The 20,944-nt window shown below is 61.9% G+C and carries 16 protein-coding genes and 3 pseudogenes; 11 read left to right on the top strand and 8 right to left on the bottom strand.

Translation table 11 applies throughout. The annotated features are described in order from the left end of the window. The first annotated feature begins 89 nt into the window (after positions 1-89). From K6M89_RS08105 to K6M89_RS08075, 7 genes and pseudogenes are all read left to right on the top strand, one after another. Positions 90-1,128 (top strand): annotated as a pseudogene (locus tag K6M89_RS08105) (helix-turn-helix domain-containing protein). Between the two features lie 228 nt (positions 1,129-1,356). Continuing rightward, on the top strand, positions 1,357-2,577 hold the full coding sequence (locus K6M89_RS08100; protein WP_222139056.1) for an efflux RND transporter periplasmic adaptor subunit: 1,221 nt from the start codon (positions 1,357-1,359) through the stop codon (positions 2,575-2,577). A gap of 152 nt (positions 2,578-2,729) precedes the next feature. After that, the gene (locus K6M89_RS08095; protein WP_097584272.1) at positions 2,730-3,434 is read left to right on the top strand and encodes an ABC transporter ATP-binding protein; all 705 of its coding nucleotides are present in this window, start codon (positions 2,730-2,732) and stop codon (positions 3,432-3,434) included. Continuing rightward, positions 3,431-4,570 carry an ABC transporter permease gene (locus K6M89_RS08090; protein ID WP_222139055.1) on the top strand — a complete coding sequence of 380 codons (1,140 nt, stop codon included), beginning with the start codon at positions 3,431-3,433 and terminating at the stop codon, positions 4,568-4,570. The genes K6M89_RS08095 and K6M89_RS08090 overlap by 4 nt, the downstream gene beginning before the upstream one ends. 4 nt (positions 4,571-4,574) lie before the next feature. After that, a pseudogene (locus K6M89_RS08085) lies at positions 4,575-5,857 on the top strand (ABC transporter permease). A 307-nt stretch (positions 5,858-6,164) separates the two neighbouring features. Continuing rightward, complete coding sequence (locus tag K6M89_RS08080) at positions 6,165-7,658, top strand: right-handed parallel beta-helix repeat-containing protein (RefSeq protein WP_222139054.1); 1,494 nt, start codon at positions 6,165-6,167, stop codon at positions 7,656-7,658. 386 nt (positions 7,659-8,044) lie between these two features. Beyond that, positions 8,045-9,514 (top strand): right-handed parallel beta-helix repeat-containing protein, encoded by a 1,470-nt coding sequence (locus K6M89_RS08075; RefSeq protein WP_222139053.1) that lies wholly within the window; start codon positions 8,045-8,047, stop codon positions 9,512-9,514. A gap of 50 nt (positions 9,515-9,564) precedes the next feature. On the opposite strand, the gene K6M89_RS08070 is transcribed toward K6M89_RS08075, so the two are convergent. The 3 genes from K6M89_RS08070 to K6M89_RS08060 all read right to left on the bottom strand — a co-directional run bounded on the left by K6M89_RS08070 (position 9,565) and on the right by K6M89_RS08060 (position 12,841). Continuing rightward, positions 9,565-9,846: a nodulation protein gene (locus tag K6M89_RS08070; RefSeq protein ID WP_222139052.1), complete on the bottom strand. Its 282-nt coding sequence runs from the start codon at positions 9,844-9,846 to the stop codon at positions 9,565-9,567. Positions 9,847-10,063: 217 nt separating this feature from the next. Beyond that, entirely contained in the window at positions 10,064-10,840 is a 777-nt protein-coding gene (locus K6M89_RS08065; protein ID WP_222139051.1) for a dioxygenase family protein, read from the bottom strand. Positions 10,841-10,939: 99 nt separating this feature from the next. Continuing rightward, entirely contained in the window at positions 10,940-12,841 is a 1,902-nt protein-coding gene (locus K6M89_RS08060) for a potassium transporter Kup (RefSeq protein WP_222139050.1), read from the bottom strand. A 295-nt stretch (positions 12,842-13,136) separates the two neighbouring features. On the opposite strand from K6M89_RS08060, the pseudogene K6M89_RS08055 reads away from it, so the two are divergent. Both K6M89_RS08055 and K6M89_RS08050 read left to right on the top strand, forming a co-directional pair. Further along, a pseudogene (locus K6M89_RS08055) lies at positions 13,137-13,335 on the top strand (Na+/H+ antiporter); the annotation flags it as partial. A 363-nt stretch (positions 13,336-13,698) separates the two neighbouring features. After that, complete coding sequence (locus K6M89_RS08050; RefSeq protein WP_222139049.1) at positions 13,699-14,121, top strand: TIGR02594 family protein; 423 nt, start codon at positions 13,699-13,701, stop codon at positions 14,119-14,121. 72 nt (positions 14,122-14,193) lie between these two features. On the opposite strand, the gene K6M89_RS08045 is transcribed toward K6M89_RS08050, so the two are convergent. Continuing rightward, positions 14,194-14,979, bottom strand: a complete 786-nt coding sequence (locus tag K6M89_RS08045; protein ID WP_222139048.1) for a class I SAM-dependent methyltransferase — start codon at positions 14,977-14,979, stop codon at positions 14,194-14,196. A 102-nt stretch (positions 14,980-15,081) separates the two neighbouring features. Then, positions 15,082-16,485, bottom strand: a complete 1,404-nt coding sequence (locus K6M89_RS08040; protein WP_222139047.1) for a pyridoxal phosphate-dependent decarboxylase family protein — start codon at positions 16,483-16,485, stop codon at positions 15,082-15,084. Positions 16,486-17,674: 1,189 nt separating this feature from the next. Here K6M89_RS08040 and K6M89_RS08035 point away from each other — a divergent pair. Further along, positions 17,675-18,181, top strand: a complete 507-nt coding sequence (locus tag K6M89_RS08035; protein ID WP_222139270.1) for a GNAT family N-acetyltransferase — start codon at positions 17,675-17,677, stop codon at positions 18,179-18,181. Between the two features lie 163 nt (positions 18,182-18,344). On the opposite strand, the gene dapB is transcribed toward K6M89_RS08035, so the two are convergent. Next, complete coding sequence (dapB, locus tag K6M89_RS08030; protein WP_222139046.1) at positions 18,345-19,115, bottom strand: 4-hydroxy-tetrahydrodipicolinate reductase; 771 nt, start codon at positions 19,113-19,115, stop codon at positions 18,345-18,347. Between the two features lie 364 nt (positions 19,116-19,479). Next, on the bottom strand, positions 19,480-19,695 hold the full coding sequence (locus K6M89_RS08025) for a hypothetical protein (protein WP_222139045.1): 216 nt from the start codon (positions 19,693-19,695) through the stop codon (positions 19,480-19,482). A 298-nt stretch (positions 19,696-19,993) separates the two neighbouring features. On the opposite strand from K6M89_RS08025, the gene K6M89_RS08020 reads away from it, so the two are divergent. Continuing rightward, the gene (locus K6M89_RS08020; RefSeq protein ID WP_039620534.1) at positions 19,994-20,467 is read left to right on the top strand and encodes a VOC family protein; all 474 of its coding nucleotides are present in this window, start codon (positions 19,994-19,996) and stop codon (positions 20,465-20,467) included. 55 nt (positions 20,468-20,522) lie between these two features. Here K6M89_RS08020 and K6M89_RS08015 read toward each other — a convergent pair whose 3' ends face one another. Then, entirely contained in the window at positions 20,523-20,924 is a 402-nt protein-coding gene (locus K6M89_RS08015) for a GFA family protein (protein ID WP_009995622.1), read from the bottom strand. Positions 20,925-20,944 lie beyond the last annotated feature (20 nt).

Below are 20,944 nucleotides of genomic sequence, written 5' to 3'. Positions count from 1 at the left end.
AAACGCGTTCTAAAACACGATGGAGGTCGCTTCGCGCGAGGATGTCGGCAATGATGGCCGTCTATCCGTGATCCCGATCCCGCCAGGCCATGCTGTTCATTCCGCTTCCCTTCGTCGTCGCCCTCCTTCTGCTCATCCTCTTCGTCATCGTCTTCAGACGCGACGAGGAGGGGCAACCCAACCGGCCGTTTCTGGTGCTCATCCTGCTGAGCGCACTGCAATCCGTCCTCTCCGGCTTGCGTTGGGGCTATGGGATGCAGGTGGTCGGCGTGATCGCTCCTGTCATCGCGGCGACGGTGCCGCCGCTCGCCTATGCCGGCGTTTCCAGGCTGGTGAGACGAGCTGGCGGCCGCTTGCGGGACGCCTCGGGCTGCATGCCGTGCCCGCCGTCCTCATCCTGCTGCTGGTGGCGTTCTGGCGGGAGGCGATCGACATTGCGCTGGTGCTGATCTTCGTCGGTTACGCCTTGGCGATCCTGCTGCTGATGCGCCCGGGCGCAGATGCGCTTCGGCTCGCGCCTTTCGAGGGAGCGGTGCCGGCCTATCGGGCCATCATCTTCACGGCGGCGGCGCTCTGCCTGTCGGCCGCGGTCGATACCTTCGTCTTCTTCGACTTCACCTGGGCGCATGGCGAGCACGCGCTGACCGTGATCAGCGTCGGCAATCTCGCCGCCCTCGTCATTCTCGGCACTGCGGCGGCCGCCGCCAGCCGAAGCCGGGCGCCGGCCGAACGGCGGAGGCGGCGGCGAGGCCGGAGGCGAGCGAAGACAAGGAGACGATCGCTACCGTCGACGCGCTGATGGTGACAAGGAAGCTCTATCGCGACGCCAATCTCAATCTCGACCGGCTCGCCCGCAAGGCCGGCATCCCCGCGCGCCAGATCTCGGCGGCGATCAACCGGGCGATGGACAAGAACGTCTCGCAATATGTCAATGATTACAGGATCGGCGAGGCCTGCCGCCTGCTTTCGGTCACCGAAAAATCGGTGACCGAAGTGATGTTCGACGTCGGCTTCCAGACGAAGTCCAATTTCAACCGCGAATTCCGCCGGGTGACGGATATGACCCCGCTCGCCTGGCGGCAGAGGAAGGCGGAGGGCGGCGGTTCGTCGGCGATAGACAAGCTGTAGTGCGCAGCCACCCGCCCTCGTGGTTCGAGACGGCCCGGCGGGCCTCCTCACCATGAGGGCTGATTGTTGTGGCCTGCGGCTAGGCTCTCGGCGGCAGGGCGCGCGCGTTCGCCGGTGAGGCAAGCCGGGCCCTCGCTCCGGCCTCATGCTGAGGCGCCGAGTAGGGGCCCCGAAGGGCGATGCCGGCCACGACCACGTACACAATCGCGATCGAGGACGTCCCGGATCGTGTTCGAGGTCGCGATTTCTGCCGGGTCGGTGATGTTGGCCGGCATGAACACGACATCAGAACATGATCGAACCCTTGCCGCCCAACTGAGATCGCTTTCGATCGAGCCGGTGGCCTTCAAGACGGAGCTGCCGGAGCCTCGTGCCCGGCGGCGCATGATCCCTGGCGCAATACTTGTCGTTGCAGCGACGGCATCGTTGGCGGTGGTTGCTCTCTACGGACCTCGGACGCTGGAGCGAATCGAGGCCGCGATTGCGGGAGTTTCGGGCGACCACCCTGGGATATCCGCTCATGAGGCGCCGGCCGGGGGCGGTGCGATTGTTGAGGGAATGCGGCCTCCGGCCGACGATGGAGCGAAGAGTAGGGCCGCGCCGTCCCGTGAAGTTACCGGCTCCGGCTACGTCGTGGCGCCCGACACCGCCATCGTTTTTTCCAAATATGAGGGCCGGGTTGTCGCCGTCGAGGTCGAGGCGGGCGACAAGGTCGAGGCGGGGCAGGTGCTGGCGCGGCTCGACGATGCCGGCGCCCGGTTTGCGCTCCGCGGTGCGAAGATATCGGAACGGGCGGCGGCGCTGGCGCTTGATGCGAGGAATATCGAGCTCGCGCAGGCGCGGTCATCGCTGACACGTACCGAGCGGCTGGCCGGGCGGGATGCGATGTCGGCGCAAGCGCTGGAGGAGGCGAAGACGGCTTTCGACACGGCCGAGAATGCTGCCCTGCGGGCGCGGCAGGATGTAGCCAAAGCCAGGCTCGACATCGACAGGGCGCGCGAGCAGGTCGAGGCGCTGACCGTGCGAGCGCCGATTTCGGGCACCGTGACGCGGCTCGACGCGCATGTCGGCGACACCGTGCTGTCGCGCGAGGACAGCGTGCGGGAGAATGAAAGCCTGCTTGAGATTACCGATACGGCGAAGATGGTCATCGATGCGGATGTGGCCGAAGCCAACATCGCGCTGATGCGGCAGGGCCTCTCAGGCGAGGCGGTGCTCGACGGCTTTCCGGGCCAGCCCTTTGCAGTGGAAGTGGCGAAGATCGCGCCCGTCATTTCGCGTGAGAAGGGGACGGTGACGCTGCGCCTGTCGCTCACGTCGCCACCTTCCGGCATGCGCCCTGCGATGGCGGCGCGCATTCGGCTTGTGGTGGGTGAGGGGAGCGCGGGCGCTCTTCACCCGCCCCCATCCTTCGAGGCTCCGGCCGTTGGCCTACGCACCTCAGGATGAAGACTGATCGTCGTGCCGTGGGGGCCGGTGGCTGACCGGTGTGCTCCATGGCACGCCCTCTCTCCGACCTCATCCTGAGGTGCCCCGCAAGGGCCTCGAAGGACGAGGGCGGCCTCTGCGATATCGACAATCCATCACCAAGGAGCAAAGCAATGACCGACAGCCACGACCCCTTCATCGCGCTCGCCGGCGTCAGAAAGGCGTTCAGGATCGGGAGAGAGACGATCCCGATTTTCTCCGGACTCGACCTTTCCATTCCGCGCGGCGACTTCGTTGCTGTCATGGGGCCGTCCGGTTCGGGGAAATCAACGCTGCTGAATATGCTCGGCGGCATCGACAGCCCCGATGCCGGCGAGATCCGGATCGGGCGCAGCCATCTCGAACAGATGGGCGAAGGCGCCAGGGCGGCCTGGCGGGCACACAGCATGGGCATCGTCTTCCAATTCTACAACCTGCTGCCGATGCTGAATGCGGCGGAAAATATCGAGCTGCCGCTGCTTCTGAAGCCGCTCGGGCGCAAGGAGCGGCGGGCCCGCGTCGATACCGTCATGGAACTCGTCGGGCTTGCCGGCCGGCAGCGGCAGTTTCCCTCCAGCATGTCCGGCGGGCAGCAGCAGCGTGTCGGCATTGCGCGCGCCATCATCGGCGATCCCGATCTTCTTCTCTGCGACGAACCGACCGGCGATCTCGATCGAAAATCGGCCAATGATATCCTCGAGATGCTGAGCTTTCTCAATCGCGAGCTTCAGAAGACCATCATCATGGTCACGCATGATCCCGAGGCCGCTTCCTTCGCCCGGCGCACGCTGCATCTCAACAAGGGCGAATTCGTCAGCGAGGAAAGGGCGGGCCGATGACCTTCTTCGAGCTCATGCGGCGCAATGCCTGGCGCAAGCGGCTGCGCGCCATTTTGCTGATGTTTTCGGTCGGCGTCGCCTTTCTGATCTACGGGCTGACGGCGAGCTTCGTTGCCGGCAGCCAGGGCGCGGCCGGCGCCAGCGACAATCTGCTCGGCGTCTTCAACAAGTCGGGACGAGGCCTGCCTCTGCCGCTTGGCTATATCAATCGCATCGCGGCCGACCCCGATATCGCCGCCGTCGCCTATACCGCGCGCATGCGGGGCTTCGTCGAGGTCGAGAAGAATGTGGTTGTCGTCAGCGCCGTCGAGCCGCAGGCCATTGCGGCGGCCAACGGCGAAGAGCTCGGGCTGACGCCGGAGCTGACCGCGGCGCTCGAAGAGGGCGGCGACCGGGTGTTGGTCGGCAGGGCGCTAGCGGAGGCTCAGGGCTGGTCGATCGGCCAGCGCATCGGCTTTACCGGCCAGCTGACCAGGACCGACGGCAGCCGGAACTGGAGCTTCACCATCGCGGGCATCTTCGAGGGCGCTGATGCCGGCACCGACACCTATTTCATGCTGGCCCGCTACGACGCGCTCAATGCCGCCCGTGCGGGCGACAAGGATACGGTCGACGCCTTCGTGGTGCGTCCGCGTCCGGGCGTGTCGCCAGGCATACTGGCGGCGCGGATCGACGCTCTGTTCGCCAATTCGGCGGCGCAGACGCGGACGCAATCGGAAAAGCAATTCCTCGAGGCGTTTCTCAGGCAATTCGCCGATGTCGGCCTGATCGTCAGCCTTGTCGTCGGTGCGGCCTTCGTCACCATCCTGATGATCGCGATCAACACCATGCTGTTTGCCGTGCGCGAGCGTCGTTTCGAGATCGGCGTCATGAAGGTGCTCGGTTTTTCCAGGGGGCGGATCATGGCGCTTGTCGTCGGCGAGACGCTGTTCATCTTCGTTGTCGGCGGCGCAGGTGGGCTCGTTCTCGCCAAGCTCGCGACGCTTTCGATCGAGCCGGAATTCGGCCTCGTCTTCGGCGCGACCCTTCTCATCAAATCTTTCGCCATCATCGCGGGGCTCGGCCTGCTGACCGGGCTGCTGCCTGCGGTCAGCGCCATGCGCCTGCCCATCATCAACGCCTTCAGAACGAGATAGTCCAATGTCATCAGCGCTCAAGCAGATATTTCTCATGATCAGAGTCAATCTCGGCAGTCTGCCCCGGCGGCTCGCGATCTCGCTGTCGATGGTGCTGTCGGTCGCCCTGGTCGTGGCGGTGCTGGCGGGCTTTCTGGCGATGGCACGGGGCTTCGAGGCCGCGCTTGCCGGCGCCGGCTCGCCTGATATCGCCATCGTTCTCGGCGGCGGCACCAACCAGGAGACCGGCTCGGAGGTGCCGGCCGAAGCAATCCGCAGCCTTGCCGCCATGGGCGGCGATAGCGGGATTGCTCGCAACCCTGGGATTGCCCGCAACCCTGGGATTGCCCGCAACCCTGGGATTGCCCGCAACCCTGGGATCGCCCGCGACGGCGCAGGTGAGCCGGCTTTGTCGCGCGAGACCGTCGTCCCCGTCGATATCAGGCAAGGCGACGGCGCCGAGCAGACGCTGTCGCTGAGGGGCATGGACGTGACCGGCCCTGCCTTACGCGAGCGCGCGCGGCTTTCGCAAGGACGGTTGTTTTCGCCGGGTGCGCGCGAGATCGTCGTCGGCGCCCGCATCGCGGACACCTTTCCCGGCCTTGCCGTCGGCGACACGATCCGGCTCGGCGCGCTCGACTGGAGGATCGTCGGGCATTTCACGTCAGGCGGCAGCGCCTTCGAATCCGAGATTTGGGCGGATCTGGAAGCGGTGCAGTCGGCTTTCGACCGGCAGGGGCCGGTGCAGAGCCTGCGGGTGCGGCTCGATGGCGCAGGCGATCCCGCAACCGCGCTGGCGGCGTTGCGCGATCGCCTGTCGGCCTTGCCCGGCACGCCGCTTACCGTCGTCTCGGAGACCGATTTCTATGCCGGCCAGGCCGAGCGGACCGAGAGCCTCATCCGCCTGTTCGGCTGGCCGATCGCCCTGCTGATGGCGATCGGAGCGACGGCGGGGGCCCTGAATACGATGAGAGTTCGGTCTCCGACCGCAGCGTCGAGATCGCCACGCTGCGCCTCCTCGGTTTCACCCGGCTGCCGGTTTTCGCTGCGAGCTGGGTGGAGGCGGTGCTGCTCTCGCTGGCGGGCGCCGGCCTCGGCGTCCTCGCCTCCGGGCTGGCTTTCGACGGTTGGCAGGCAAGCACGATGGGCGCCAACCACACCAAGATGGCTTTTCAGCTCAACGTCAGCGGCGCGGTGATCCTCACCGCCGGCCTGCTCGGCCTTGCGATCGGCATCCTCGGCGGCGCCCTGCCGGCGATTGCCGCCACGCGGCTGCCGCTGACCTCGGCATTGCGGGCGAGGGGATAGAAGACGCTGACACGGCACCGAATCACCTTCATCCCGGCTGGGCTAACCTAATTGATTCAAGCCGTATCCTATCCGGTCATCTGCGATTTATTCGCCTCGAAGTTATTGTTTTTCCGGCTTAAGTTGTGACTTTGTCAAGCCAGCGCGGTTGCCCGTGGAATAAGGTCCGCGAATTTGCCCGCTGCCGCATTGACAACATCTTCTCGCCTTGTTGCCGTGGCCGGTTGCCCCCGCCGCATGCGATTGATCGATCCCGGTCGATCTCTGCGGCGACATAGCGATCCGATGAACAGGGCAACATGGCGATATGACAATCTACTATGTGAACTCAGCGACTGGCTCCGACCGCAACAGCGGAACGGGCCAGAACTCGGCTTTTGCGACTTTGTCCAAAGTGGAATCCTTGACGCTGAAACCGGGCGACAGCGTGCTTCTCGCTAAGGGAAGCGTGTTCAATGAGCAGTTCGATATCAAATATTCCGGCACCGAGAGCGCGCCGATCAAGATCGGCAGTTACGGCACGGGTGAGGCGCCTGTTATCCATGGGGGCAATGACGGTGTCCACAGTCTTTACGCCTCGAATATCGTCATCGAGAACCTCAAGATATCAGACACTGGCGGTGCGGCCATCTATGGCGGCAATGTCTCGAATTGGACGGTGCGCAACGTCGAGATCGACAAGGCGGGATCGTCGGCCGAAGCAGGTTCGGTGACCTTTCGTAGCAGCAAGAACATCACGATCGAAGACAGCAAGATCTCGGGCGTCAACGGCGACGGCATCTGGATCGAAAAGGTCGACGGCGTCAAACTCCTTAACAATACGGTGACCAACAGCCATGGCGCCAGGGCCGATGCCGTCCAGGTGAACGACAGCAGCAATATTCTGATCCAGGGCAGTCATCTCGATCAGACGCAAGCCGATAGTTCGAAAGGCGTCATAGCGCTGGTGCGAGCCACCAATGCAGTGATCGAGGACAATACGCTGACCGGCGGCGGCTTCGGCATCAGCGCCCCCGCGGGCAAGAATGTCGCCATCCGCGACAACGACATATCGGGCTTTCACGGTTACAGCTGGTCGTTCGCCATCGGTCTCGGCGATCAGGGTAATAGCAGAGATTACGATATCGCCGGCAACCATATCCATGACGGGGCGTGGGGCGTGGTCGTCACCGCTCCCGTCGACGGCACGAGCTATGTCCGCAGCGGTATCAAGGTCCATGACAATGTCTTCGACGACCTCACGCAGTCGGCGCTGAAAGTCGACCGGCCGGCATCCGGCTCTTTCTACAACAATACGATCGAAAGCGGCGTCGACGTCTACAGCATATCGCCTGCCGTCGCCGACGCGCGTACCTTTTCCGTCAGCAACAACCATACAGTCGCCAATGTCGAGACGGTGCTGGCAACAACTGCCACCACGGCGGCGGCAACGACGGACGCCGTCGCGGATCCGGCGGTTGTCGCGGTTCATGACAATTTGAAGATCTTCACGGATACGGGCGAGGCCCATCGCGGCAATCTTCTGGAAAACGACAGTTCCGACAACGGGACCTTGGCGCTTCGCCGCTTCGGCGACGAAACCGTCGGCAAGCACGGCCTGACGCTGACCGGGGATTACGGCACCATCCATGTCGACCGGGATGGCAGCTATGCCTTTACGCTCGATGAGACGAAGCTGCCTGCCGATCATGACGGACATGTGAGCGAAACCTTCAGCTACGGGGTCAACGATGGCACCTCGCAGCATAGCGACAGGGATACGTTGACCGTCTTCATCCATATGGATGGTCTGCTGAGCTGAGGAGCGGGCAATGCAGCCCGAATTCTCCCCGACCTGACGCAGAGGCGCCCTGGAAGGGCGCCTCGAAGGATTTAGGCTCCCAGCCGCCGCCGCTGGTCGGCCGCTGAGCGCTCGTTGATATATTGTCCAACTTCCGTAACGTAAATTGCCAGACGGTGCGTTACCGTTTGTTCACCTTCCGGTCGTTGTTTTCTGGATTATTTTCTTAAAAGTTGTATCTTGAGGATGCGCCACCGCCAGGCGCATCTCGGGAGCGAGGCAGGCCCATGGCCTGTCGCCGCCGTAACGGCAATCGAACGCCATCCTGGCTTCAGCCCCCGACCGCATCCGATCCACTCGTTGCAGCCGTTTGAGACGACTGAGCGACAATGCGAGAACAAGGCGATATGACAATTTATTATGTGAATTCAGTGACCGGCGCGAACACGAACGCCGGAACCAGTGAGGACGCGCCCTTTGCGTCGTTCTCGGCGGTGGAAAGCCTGAAGCTGCAGCCTGGCGACAGTGTCCTGCTCGCAGCCGGAAGCGTGTTCAACGACCAGCTCGACCTGAAATATTCCGGCACTGTCGATGCCCCGATCACCATCGGCAGCTACGGCATCGGCGATGCCCCCGTCATCCATAGCCCCAATGACGGCATTCACAGCCTCTATGCGTCGAACATTGTCATCGAGAACATCACTATCTCCGACACAGCAGGCGCGGCTATCTATGCCGGTTATGTCTCAAATTGGACCGTGCGCAATGTCGAGGTCGACCACACCGGATTGTCCAAGTCCGGTTCGATCACCTTCCGGACCGGCTCGAACATCACCATCGAAAACAGCACGATCAACGACGTCAACGGCGACGGCATCTGGATCGAGAAGATCACCGGCGTCACTCTCCTCAACAATACTGTCACCAACGCCCATGGCACCGCGGCGGATGCCGTGCAACTAAACGACAGCAGGAACATCGTCATCAGCGGCAATACTTTTGATCAGACGGGGGCGGTGACGCCAAAGGGCGTGCTGACGCTGGTGCGGCCCGTGGATGCGGTGATCGAGGGAAATACGATTATCGGCGGCGGCTTCGGGATCAGCGCGCAGGCCGGCACCAATGTCGCCATCCATGACAATGATATCTCCGGCTACGGCGGCTACAGCTGGTCTTACGCCGTCGGCCTGGGTGACCAGGGCGATACCCGCAACTACGATATCTCCGGCAATTATATCCATGACGGCGTGTGGGGCGTGTCGGTCAGCGCAGCCGGCACGACGACCTATGTTCGTGAGGGCATCGATATTTACGGCAATCTGTTCGATGACCTGACGCAGGCGGCGCTGAAGGTCGACCGACCGGCATCCGGATCCTTCCACGACAATTTTATTGCGAGCGACGTCACGCCTTACAGCATCTCCCCCTCGATCATTGCCGCAGGCACCTTCCCCGTCAGCGACAACACGACCATCGAAGAAGGTGGTGTCGGGCTTGCAAGCGCCGACAGTCTGGTCGCCGCGGATGCCAGCATCAGCCTGGTGTCGGATACCGGGCTCACATCTCATGACGGCCTGAAGCTTAGCCTCGACAAAACCGCATCGGACAAGGCCGGCGACCATCTCGACAATCCTATCGAGGTAAACAGCGTATCGGATGGAACCTTGCTGCTGCGTCATTTCGGCAAGGCTGCCTTCGAAAAGCACGGGTCGACCCTTGGCAATGGCGATCACGGCCTCACGATCGAAGCTGCCGATCTCGCCGGCCCGGAAAACGGCAACGGAATTTCCCATCATGAGATCGCAGCTCAGCCGTTGCATCATTCACCAGCGGACGGGCCGATCCTCTCCATCCTGCAAGACAGCATGCTGCACTGAGGGGCGCCGGGCGCATCGCCGCTACGGCTCGATGCCGTGGCGGCAGGCACTCAGCGGTCGCCGAGCAGGCTTCGCAAGACGTCGGCTTCGATTTCCGCGCAAATGATCTCGTATTCAGCGATGATCGCAGGATCGGCCGATCTATCCTTGCGCATGCGGTCGAGGACGGAGCAGGCTTCGCCATAGGCGCCGCACAATTCGTAGAGATGGGACTGGCTCGCCGCGGCGGCTCTGATTGTCGCGCGCGTGGCCGGCAATCTCATCATCAGCCGGGCGAGTCCCTGTTTGGCGGCATGCCTGGCGATCGGGGGGATGCCTTCCTTTCTGATCATGCGTCATCCCTCGCTGCCTGAATCTAAAGCGTGTCGCGATCTTTCAGATTCGCTTGTCACGCTTTAGGTCTTTGTTTTTACGCATGTCTTTATCGCAAAACCGCTGCACACTTTTGCGAGACATGCTCTGGTGAGGTGCTGCTGTCGAGAAGTAGTACGCAGAAATCCTGCGTCTGGTTTCATGGCTGATGCAGGAAAGGTTCTCGCGCCTGTCGGCTCAGGAGAAAAGGCCGATCGTAATCGTGGCGGAAAGCACGCCGCCGTCGAGCTTTTCGAAATCGAATATGTGATCGACGGCGTCCTGCGGGATGAGGCCGTCCTCATCGTTGCGCGTATCGCGGGGAGGGCGTTGGCGATAGTCGGGATGCCCGCCATAGACGATGTCGCTCAGCGCATCGTCGAAATAGATCTGGCTGACGAGAAGTTCCCTGCCTTCGACGAGGATGCGGCAGTGAACATGCGGCGTGCGGCCCTTGTACCATCCGGGATAGACCGTCAGAAAGCTTGCCTGCCCGGCCGCATCCGTCAACTGGCGGCCGCGAAAGGCAAGCCCGCCGATCGCCTCGGCATCATTGAGCGTACACATGTCAGCCGCTTCCCGACCGGAATAGATACCGCGATGATCGGTATGCCAGATTTCGATATCGGCGTTTTCGACCGGTCGGCAATCGGCTGCGTGGACGATGCGGACGGCCAGCCGCAAGGGCAGCCCAGCCTTTCCTTCGGTGACGTCCTGACGCGCCGGGATATCGTTGACATGGCAGGGGCCAAGGGTCTGGGCGATAGTCGCGACGCAATTCGGGCGCGTCCGGAAGAGCGGCGCGGGCAGCTTTTCCAATGCGACAGACCGTGTGCCGCCGCTGAGGAAATCAGTGCCCTTCCAGTCGAATGTCCCGGCGGCCACGACGATATGTCGCCGCGGCCAGAATGCCGCTGCAGCGACCGATGATGCGACAATGGTCGCACTGCCAAGCATAAGCGTCCGCCTCTTCATCTGTCCTCCTTTGCCGCAGAAGAGCGTGTAAAGCGAATGGACCGGGATTTCGAGTTAAATCCCGGCAATGATCGACGGCGGCGAGACGATCTTCACGCCTCAGATGGCGACCTGTTCGCCGAGCTCGACGACGCGATTTGACGGCAGGTTGAAATAGTCGGACGGGTCGATCGCAAAACCTTCCAGCGCCATGAAGATCCGTTCCTGCCAGCCGGGCAACCCCGTATTCGGCGTCCTGACGAGATTGCGGCGGCCGAGATAGAAGGAGGTCTTCATGATCTCGAACTTGAAGCCGCCCTCCCGGCAGAGAGCCAAGGCCCTGGTGACATCCGGATCGTCCATGAAGCCGAAGGTGATGTCCAGGCGGACGAAACGCGGCGAAAGCTGGCTGATCTTGATGCGTCTGCTGTCGGGGACGTAAGGCTCGTCCTCGGTCCAGACGGTCAGGATGACGTTCTGTTCGTGGAGCACATGATTGTGCTTGAGATTGTGGAGCAGAACGTTCGGCGTCCGGTCGGGGACACTGGTCAGAAAGACCGCCGTTCCCGGCACGGTGACCGGCGAATGTTCCGACTTCCGCTCGATCGATTTGATGAAGGAATCGAGCGGGATCTCACTGTTGGCCCGCAGTCTCTTCAGGTAGGCCTGCCCACGGGTCCATGTCCACATCAAGATCATGATCGCCAGCGCCAGTGCGACCGGAACCCAGCCGCCATCATGGATCTTCAGCAGGTTGGCGGCAAGGAACAGGACCTCGATGATGAAAAGTGGCAGCAGCAGGACGACAGAGAGCACAAGGGAGTAGCCCCACACGGCCCGCAGGAACTGGAAGGCCAGCATCGTCGAGATGACCATGGTGCCGGTCACCGAGATGCCGTAGGCGGTCGCCAGTGACTCCGAATCGCCGAAGGAAAAGATCAGCATCAACACGCCGATCAGCAGGAGAACGTTGACGCTCGGCACATAGATTTGGCCGGTGTTGGTCTCTGATGTGAATTTGATGCGCAGCCTTGGCAGGAAGCCGAGATGAACCGCCGAACGGGCCAGCGAAAACGCGCCTGTGATGACGGCCTGACTGGCGATGATCGTTGCCATCGTCGCTAGAATGACCACTGGCAGCAAGATCCAGTCGGGATACATCAGGAAGAACGGGTTTGATGCCGTCTCGGGATGGGAGAGAACGAGTGCGCCCTGGCCGAGATAGTTCAGGAGCAATGCCGGAAAGACGAGCACGAACCATGCCGTCTGAATCGGGCGCCGCCCGAAATGCCCAAGATCGGCATATAGCGCCTCGGCACCTGTCACGGTCAGAAAGACGGCGCCAAGTACGATAAGGCCGACACTGCCGGCATGGGCAAGGAACGAGAGCGCATTAATCGGATTGAGCGCAGCCAAGATCCTCCAGTCGTCGCCGATGTGGATGAGGCCGCCAACTGCCATGGCTAAAAACCACAAGACGGTAACCGGCCCGAAAAACATCGAGACAGCAGCCGTCCCCCTCGACTGGGCGGCGAACAGGACGATCATGATCGCCGCCGACGCGAGCGGGACATAGTCGGCAAAGGCCGGCGTGACCAGCTTCAGGCCTTCCAGCGCCGACATGACCGAGAGGGCAGGCGTGATCATGGCATCGCCGATGAAAAGGGCCGCCCCGATCAGCCCGGCGAAGAACAGCACCGGCACGTTTCGTCCCATCTTCTTCATCAGAAGGGCGAGAAGCGAGAGCGTGCCGCCTTCGCCGTCATTGTCGGCCCTGAGCAGGAACAGCACATATTTGAAGGTCACGATAACGGTCAGGGTCCAGACCATCAGCGAAATCAGACCGATCACCTCCGGCTCGTGTATACCATCGGCGGCAAAGGGCCTCAGCGCTTCGCGGAAGGCATAGAGCGGGCTGGTGCCGATATCGCCGTAGACGACGCCGATTGCGCCGATAACCAACCCGACAAAGCCGCTGCGGCTGCCGGCTTCACCCGTCTTGTCTGCATGTGTTGAAGTCATGGTTCCCCGCTCATGGCGCTTGCTTACAAGCAGAAACATATGCCGCATTGGAGAACGGCAAGTAAATTGGCGCCGATGCAAACTTTTCGTGACGGCCAGGCGCCAAATGCGGGCTGGTATCACGGCCCGGAACACGGCCAGGATGCGGGAAATTTTGTTGTAGGCATTCGAAATCAGTTTCCGGGACGTGTGTTCGAGCTTGTCATCGCGATGTTTCTTGCGATCAGCGCGCTGCACTATGCCGCCCACCGGCTCGGACTGCCGCCGTCCGTCGCGCTGCCGGCAGGGGAGCTCGGTCGACTACGCTGCGAGGACGGAGCACTACATGCCGGCGCTTCATGCTCACTTCGATGTCGTCCTCGAGGCTGTTGCAACGGGACGTCGGGAACTCATCCGGCTTCATCGCGCCGGCGAGATCGATGGACGAAACGTTGCACGAGCTGGAGCGGGATCTCGATCTTGAGGAGCTGAGTGCGATCTCCGTCAAGGCCTGATCTCACAAGTCTCAAAGACGACGACGTATTACCGTCTGCACCGAAAGTATTATCTGTGTCGTTGGAACTATAATTCGTGCGGGCGATGACGGCGCTATGCGACGTCATCCAATGTGGCTTGTCGACGATGTCCCATTCTGCGGCAGAATTCAGGTTTTCTCTGCGATACGCCGAACGTTCCGAGATGACCTTTCCGAGACAGTATAGCCATTGAATGCTGCGGCGATTGTCTGCGTAATTTAGAAAAATTCCCCGTCAGATTGTTTCTAATTGCCGCCATGATTCGAATATACGTTCCCGGCCGCGATTTTTTCTTCGCCACATTTCTGATGTTCCAAATTATCCAAACAATGGTGAGAAACAATGAAAATTATTCTCGTCATAGCCCTCACGCTTTTTGCTGTCCCCTGCGAAGCCGACATGCTTGGTACGGCTTCAAGATATGACCGCATGCATGAACGCTCCATCTCCTTCCTCGGCGTAAATCCCCGCAGAATATCCTGGTGCGGCGCGTTCCTCGCCTTTGTCGCCAAACGATCCTCGCGGCAGCCGCCTGATAATCCCAACATGGCGCGGTCCTGGATGAAGTTCGGCAAGCCGGTCGTCGCCCGCTCGGCCAGGCGCGGCGACGTGGTGGTGATCCGAAGCGGCAGGCGTTTCCACGTCAGCCTGTTCGACCATTTCGACCAGCGGCGTCAGTACGTCTACCTCTTCGGCGGCAACCAATCCAACCGGGTGCAGCTGTCGCGTTACCGCGCAAGCTCCGTCGTCGCCGTCCGACGATGAGGCAGGCCGCCAGTCACGAAGCGGAATTCTCAGTTCCTTGACGTTCGTTCCCAAACCTGGATAGCGGCGGGCCTATGGCTTGCGCGCTCTGACATGAAGGAAGATCGGCGCAACGCGGGTGTCGGCAACGACGGGCTCGGCCAACGCCACTTCGGGTGAAGCCATGGGCTCGCCGAAGGCCTCGATGACAAGCCCGGCTTCGACGATCATCGAAACCCAACTCGTAAGCGTGCGGTGAAAGCGCGGAATGGAGAACGGTGTCAGCGTCGCCCGTTCGCCTTGAGGCATGGATGAAAAGATCCAGCGCTCGATCCGGCCGTCGCTCTCGTCGAAATAATCGGCGATTTCTACCGCGATTGGCTCGCCCGCCTCGTTGCGGACATTTCGGCGCTTGGGCGGCACGAAACAGGGGTGCAGGATAGAAAACTGCAGAAAGCCGCCGGATTTTAGGATGCGGTGGACGCCCCTCAGCACGCCACGCTGGTTGGCCATGTCCATCATCGACATGAAGGCGGTGACGAAGTCGAAACTCGCCTCGGGAAAATCGATGCTCTGGCCGTCGCCGAGCACGTAGTCGATGCCCAGCGGCGCCTGGGTCTCGCTCTCGCGGGCATAGCGAATAAAGGTTGGGGCAATATCGAGGCCCGTCATGCGGGCGCCGAGACGAGCGACGGCGCGGGTATTGAAGCCTTCGCCGCAGCCGAGATCGAGCCCTGCAAGACCCGCGACAGGCGGCAGCATATTCAGAAAAGCCGGTGTGTTCAGCGCGTCGCGATATTTGTCGTAACCTGCCCTGGAATAGATCGTCCAGGTCTCCGCATTGCTCTCCCAATGGGCGGCAACGTCATTGGTGTTCATGGATCTCTCCTTGCCCGGTCCGAATGGGCGGCGAGCTATAGTCGCTGTCTGTGGCAATGGGAAGACGAACGGAACAGGATAGCGGCGCCGCCGCCTCGTGGATCACCCTTGGCCGACGCTCCTGAAGGCGGCGATGATGCTCTCCGCTGCCAGTTCCGCCTCGTCCGATGTCGTCTGGTAATTGCTGACGGAGAGGCGCAGGACGTCGCGGCCGCGCCATTTGGCGCCGCCGGCGAAGAGGATGCCGTCCGCCTGGATCTTTTCGATCACCTTTCGCGTCAGCGCGTCGCTTTCGTCGTCCAGGCGATCGGCTGCGAAATGGACGACGAGCTGGTTCAGCGCCACCTCGTTCAGAATGGCAATGCCGGGTTCGCGCGCGAGCCGGTCGGCCATCAGGCGGGCCGAGGCGCAGCATTGGTCGATGAGGGCCTCGATGCCGTTGCGGCCGAAATGCTTCAGCATCGCCCAGGTGGCGAAACCGCGTGCCCGTCGCGAAAGCTCCGGCACGTAATGGGAGGGGTCACGTTCACCTTCGCCGGCGAGCGGCAGGTAGCTTGCGGCGATCGTCATGGCGCGACGATGGGCGAGTTCATCGCGGACGATCGCATAGCCGCAATCATAGGGCGTCTGCAGCCATTTATGGCCGTCGGTCGCCCAACTGTCGGCCGCTTCGATGCCGCGGCTGAGATGGCTCACCTTCGCCGATGCCTGCGCCCACAGGCCGAAGGCGCCGTCGACATGCACCCAGGCGCCTTTCGCCTTCAGCGGCGGGATGAGCCTGTCAAAATCGTCGAACGCGCCGGTATTGATCTGGCCGGCCTGAAGAACGGCGACCAAGGGGCCGGCGACCGCGTCAAGCGCGCCGGGAAGTGCCGCTGGGTCGATCCGGCCCATCGCGTCGGTGGGCAGGCGTACCACACGGTCATGCCCGAAACCGAGGAACTGAAGCGCGGAGAAGACGGTTGTATGGGCATCGTCGCCGATCAGCACGGTGACTGCTGGCGCGCCGAACAGGCCGTCGGCATCGGCATCCCAGCCGACCTTTCGCAGCACCTCGCCGCGAGCGGCGGCAAGGCAGGTGAAATTTGCCACCGTGGCACCGGTCACGAAGCCGACCGAGCTTTCAGCCGGCAGTTTCAGGAGATCGAGAAGCCATCGTGCCGCCGTGGCTTCAACGGCAGCCGCTGCCGGAGCGGCGAAATGGTTTCCGGCGTTCTGGCCCCAGGCGCTGGTGAGAAAATCGGCTGCGACGCCGACCGGATGGGAGCCGCCGATGACCCAGCCGAAAAAGCGCGGGCCGGTGGTTGCATGCAGTCCGGGTTCGGCGCCGTCGGAAAGCTGCCGGATGACATCGAGCATATCGGACCCGGCAGCCGAAAGCGGCTCGTCGAAGACGGCAAGGCAGGCGGCGTAATCGTTGCTTGGCACATGGCGGGCAAAGGCCGTTTCCCGAAACCCGGCGGCAAGCCGGGCGGCCTCCTGAAACAGAGTTGCGATTGCCGACATCGGATCCCCCGCGCCAACGGCTGCCGGCCCCTGACAGAACCTCCTCAAAGCAAGCTGTTGACGCAGGCAGTCTAGCCGATATTGCCCACGCTGTCTTGCCGCTCCTGTGAACGGGCGACCACGACGCTACGCGGGCATGGCTTCGTGAGGCATTCAGCCGGACATCAGGAAACGGGTGGCGGCCTCGCTTCCTGTGCGGCCATCGACGCTACAGCATATCCCCGAGGCTCCAGTGATGGACGCCTGCGCCTGATCGCCGAGCGGCACCCCGTTGTAGCGCTGCGCCAGGTCGAGGAGGTGGCGCGGCTCGCCAGGCATCGACGATCCGTTTATTTCTCGCGCCTCTTTCACGAGCGTGAAAGCTGCAGCCCAAGCCAATTTCGAGCGCGGTACCGGAGAGTGTGAGGGGCGCGGGCGATAGCCGTTATATGAGGATCTTTCATCTTAGCCGCGACGCGCACGATGAAATCGATCATTACGTGAGGTAATTTTTAATATTGTTAGCGATTTCGTGCAGTGATTTCTAATCACTCCGGGTAACTTTAAAATTCATTGCCTTTTTTGTAAGTATCCATCAAAGATGTGGAAATATCATTCGCAGTTCTGTCAATGTCGTTCTGCCAACAGCGAGGGATATGCGCTGAAATATTTTGTTCTCTACGCGCTCGTGTGCTCGGCGGTTGGGGTAGTCCTTCTCGTCGTCATCCATCAGATCGCACCGTTCGACGCGGACGGGCCAAGCCATTCCATCGCCGACCGCATGATCGATGACACTGCGACCGGGACGGTCGGCAGTGCGCCGATCCGGCCAGATGACCTAGTTGTAGGGTCAACTCCCGCGCCTGCGCCCTATGAACCACCCGTCCGGCTATCTGATCAATGGGACCTCCGGCCAACGAATTCGCCGGCGGGGGAGCCATTCGATTCATCGGTCGCACGAAAGGGCGGTCGGGTGGGAACGCCGATGCAGTGACCGGCGGAGTACCGCAGGCGCAACGCCTGCTGGACCCCATACGCATCAGCCGGAAATAAGGCCGATACGCGTTTGTCACTGTTTCGGCGTCCTTTGCGCATCTTCCAAGACGCCGCGCCACTGCGCGGAAATACCCCCCCTTGTCGGCACGGACCTCGAATGCATTGTCCCGAACTGTCAGTATTGACAGTATCGCGTTGATTGCAGGAGGTTTCGATGGATGCGTGCTGTGTGACGATCAGGCTTATCCAGGCAGACGAGGTGGAGTCTTTCCGGCGTGTCCGTCTGGAAGCGCTGCGCGCCGAACCATCCCTCTTTGCCAGCCGCTACGAAGACTGGGAGGCTCTTTCCATCGAGGAGTGGCGCAATCGACTCAGCGACCCGGTTTTTGTCGCGTTTCAGAACGGCGAACCGGTCGGCATTATGGGCCTGCTTCGGCAGCGGCCGAGCAAGATGATCCATCGCGCCACCATCATCATGGTCTATGTCCGCGCAGAGCTGCGTGGAACGGGTCTTGCCGGGAAGCTGCTGGAGACGATCTCGGATCACGCGCGTGATATCGGCGTCCGGCAGCTGGAACTGTTCGTCAGTGCGGAGAACCCGGCGGCAATTCGGTTCTACCAACGTCAGGGTTTCTCCGAGATCGGCAGGATTCCCGGCGGGGTGCTGGAGGAGGGCAGGGAAATCGACGACGTGATGATGGCGCGCCGTATCGTCGATTAGACATTACGCGGATTTTCTTCGCGTAGCGGTTTGTCGTCGCCTCGGCGATACTCCGATCATCCGCCCTCGTCCTTTGAGGCACCTCAGGATGATCCTTCGAGGCCCCTTCGGGGCACCTCAGGATGAGGGCTGATCGTGGTGCGCGCAGCGTCTGTTCGCCTTCTCACGTCAGGCCCAGGACGTTCCGCATATTGTATTCGCCGGGCATGCGCCCCGCGATCCACCGGGCGGCGGCAAGCGCGCCGCGGGCGAACATGCCGCGATCGAGAGCCGAATGCGAAAGCGTGACAACTTCCTCGGCGGAGGCAAACAGCACCTTGTGTTCTCCGACGAGCCCGCCGGCGCGCAGTACGGCGAAGCCGATCTCGCCAGGCGGCCGCTCACCAGTGATGCCGTCGCGGCCGTGCCGCTCGACGGATGCGAGGGAAACGCCGCGTCCTTCGGCGGCCGCTTCGCCGAGCATCAGCGCCGTGCCGGATGGCGCGTCGATCTTCTTGTTGTGATGCGCTTCCAGGATTTCGATATCCCAACCATGGGCAGGAAGGGCGCGCGCGGCCTGGGTGACCAGGCCGGCCAGCATGTTGACGCCGATCGAGAAATTGCCGGAGCGCAGGATCGGAATGGTGCGCGCGGCCGCGGCGATCCGCTCGAGCTCATCCGATTCGAAACCTGTGGCGCCGATCACCAGAGCCGGTCCGCCCGCCGCGGCGCATAGGCCGGCAAGTTCGGCGGCAGCAGCTCCCGTCGAGAAATCCAGGATCACATCGGCGGCCGCCATCGCAGCCGAACGATCGATCAACCCGGCGCCTGCGGCGCCGTCACGGCCGATGCCGCCGATAAAGTCAAGATCCGGATCGGCCGCCAGCAGCGGCAAGATGGCTCTCCCCATGCGGCCGTTCGCGCCGGCGACGGCTACTTTGATTGGTGTGGTCACGTTCTTTCCTAATTCAGGAGGATGAATGCGAGGCGGAGGGGCCTTGTCGCGCTAAACGCAAATAAAGCAGAGCGATGGCGTAAACAACGAGTACGATCGGTATTTCCACCACGACGGGAATCAGAAGATACCGGCGCCAGCCGCGGCCTCTTCTCCCGGCGGCATCGTCGGCGTTGCCAAAATGGCGAGAGTGATCGGCGAGAAAAACACGCATAAAAATGCCAATGCATGCGGCAGCCATCTATGCCGCTTGAGCATTCGCGCGATCAAAATAGCCGAAACGGGTATGAGGAAGTTCGAAATAAACACAAGCGAAAGTGCAAGGAATTCCGGCAGGATTGCCAGCCCAGGGGCTTTCCTGCAGCTACCAGTTGCCGGGGTCGGCGGTGTGATCGATGCTGGCAAACTCGTCAGCTTTATTCCGGTCCAGCTTGACCTCGGTCGTCACCTGCGTCTCGTCGGTGACCGAGTAGGCGTCAGGAACCGGCCCTCTTGATAATTCCTGATACAGGAGCAGAGCGGCCTCCTCGGCGGTATCGGCCTCGATCTCGCGGGTAATTGATACGGTGAACTTGTGCATGGCTTCGGCCTCTCGATTGTCGCGCAGGCATGGCAGTCTGACACGAGTTTTGTGTTGAGGACACAAAAACTGCGCCGCATGGAATTTGATTCATGTAACGGCTTCAGGTCCCATTTCGATGCCGGCGCGAACTTCTGCAGCGTCGATTGAGGCCCCGGCTCGATGCTTTGCCATGGCCAGCGCCGCCGACGTGGCAGCTCGATCCTCATCTGCAGGAAATATTCTGCATAGGCTGGAGAAAGACGGTTCGGCTCTTACTTCAGAGAGGAGTAGAAAACGAAGAGCGAAAGGGCCCGTGATGGCAAAGAATACGATTTGCGTATGGTACGACAAAGAGGCTGAGGCCGCCGCCCGCTTTTATGCCGCGACCTTTCCGGACAGCGCCGTCGGTGCTGTCATTCGTGCGCCGGGAGATTATCCCGAGGGCAAGCAGGGAGACGTGTTGGTTGTCGAATTCACTGTTGCGGGTATTCCTTGCATTGGACTGAACGGCGGTCCTACGTTCAAACACAGCGAAGCTTTCTCATTTCAGATCGCAACCGAGGATCAGGAAGAAACCGACCGCTATTGGAACGCCATTGTCGGCAATGGCGGCCAGGAAAGCGAATGCGGCTGGTGTAAAGATAAATGGGGCGTGTCCTGGCAGATTACGCCGCGGGTGCTGACCGAGGCGCTGGCCGCAGGTGGTGGCGAGGCAAAGCGCGCCTTTGATGCGATGATGACCATGCGGAAGATCGACGTTGCTGCGATCGAGGCCGCCCGGCGCGGTTGAGCCCGCCCGGCGCGGACGATCGGCGCCCCGGCCGAGGCCGGTGCATGGCGGGTTTTCAGAACCAGAGATCGCGCACGCAGCGTCCCTGGGAGGGAAGGTCTTCGAACGTCTCAAGCCCATCGAAGTGATCGATAGGCAAATCAGCCACGAGATCCGGGGGCGCAAGCCGAATGTTGACGGCCATCCGGCGACGGCCATCCTTTTGAAGCCGCAGGCCGCGCCAGCTCAAAACGCAGGCGCAGGAGGGGCAGAACAGGATTTCGAGAGATGAGTTCTCCCTGCCTGCGCGGGTATAGGAAGCGGTCTGCCCGGTCAGAGCGATACGCTCCCCCTCATAGTCATAGGCCCACAGAACGCCGTAGCGTCGGCAGAGGGTGCAGTTGCAAGCCGTAATCGAGCCGGGATCGCCCTCGAGCGTCCAACTCGTCTTGCCGCAATGACATGAGCCCGTCAGCATGCGCGTGCGTTCAACCTCTG

This window comes from Rhizobium croatiense (assembly GCF_019793465.1).
GTDB lineage: Bacteria > Pseudomonadota > Alphaproteobacteria > Rhizobiales > Rhizobiaceae > Rhizobium > Rhizobium croatiense.
This window is presented reverse-complemented; position numbering and strand designations above follow the sequence as displayed.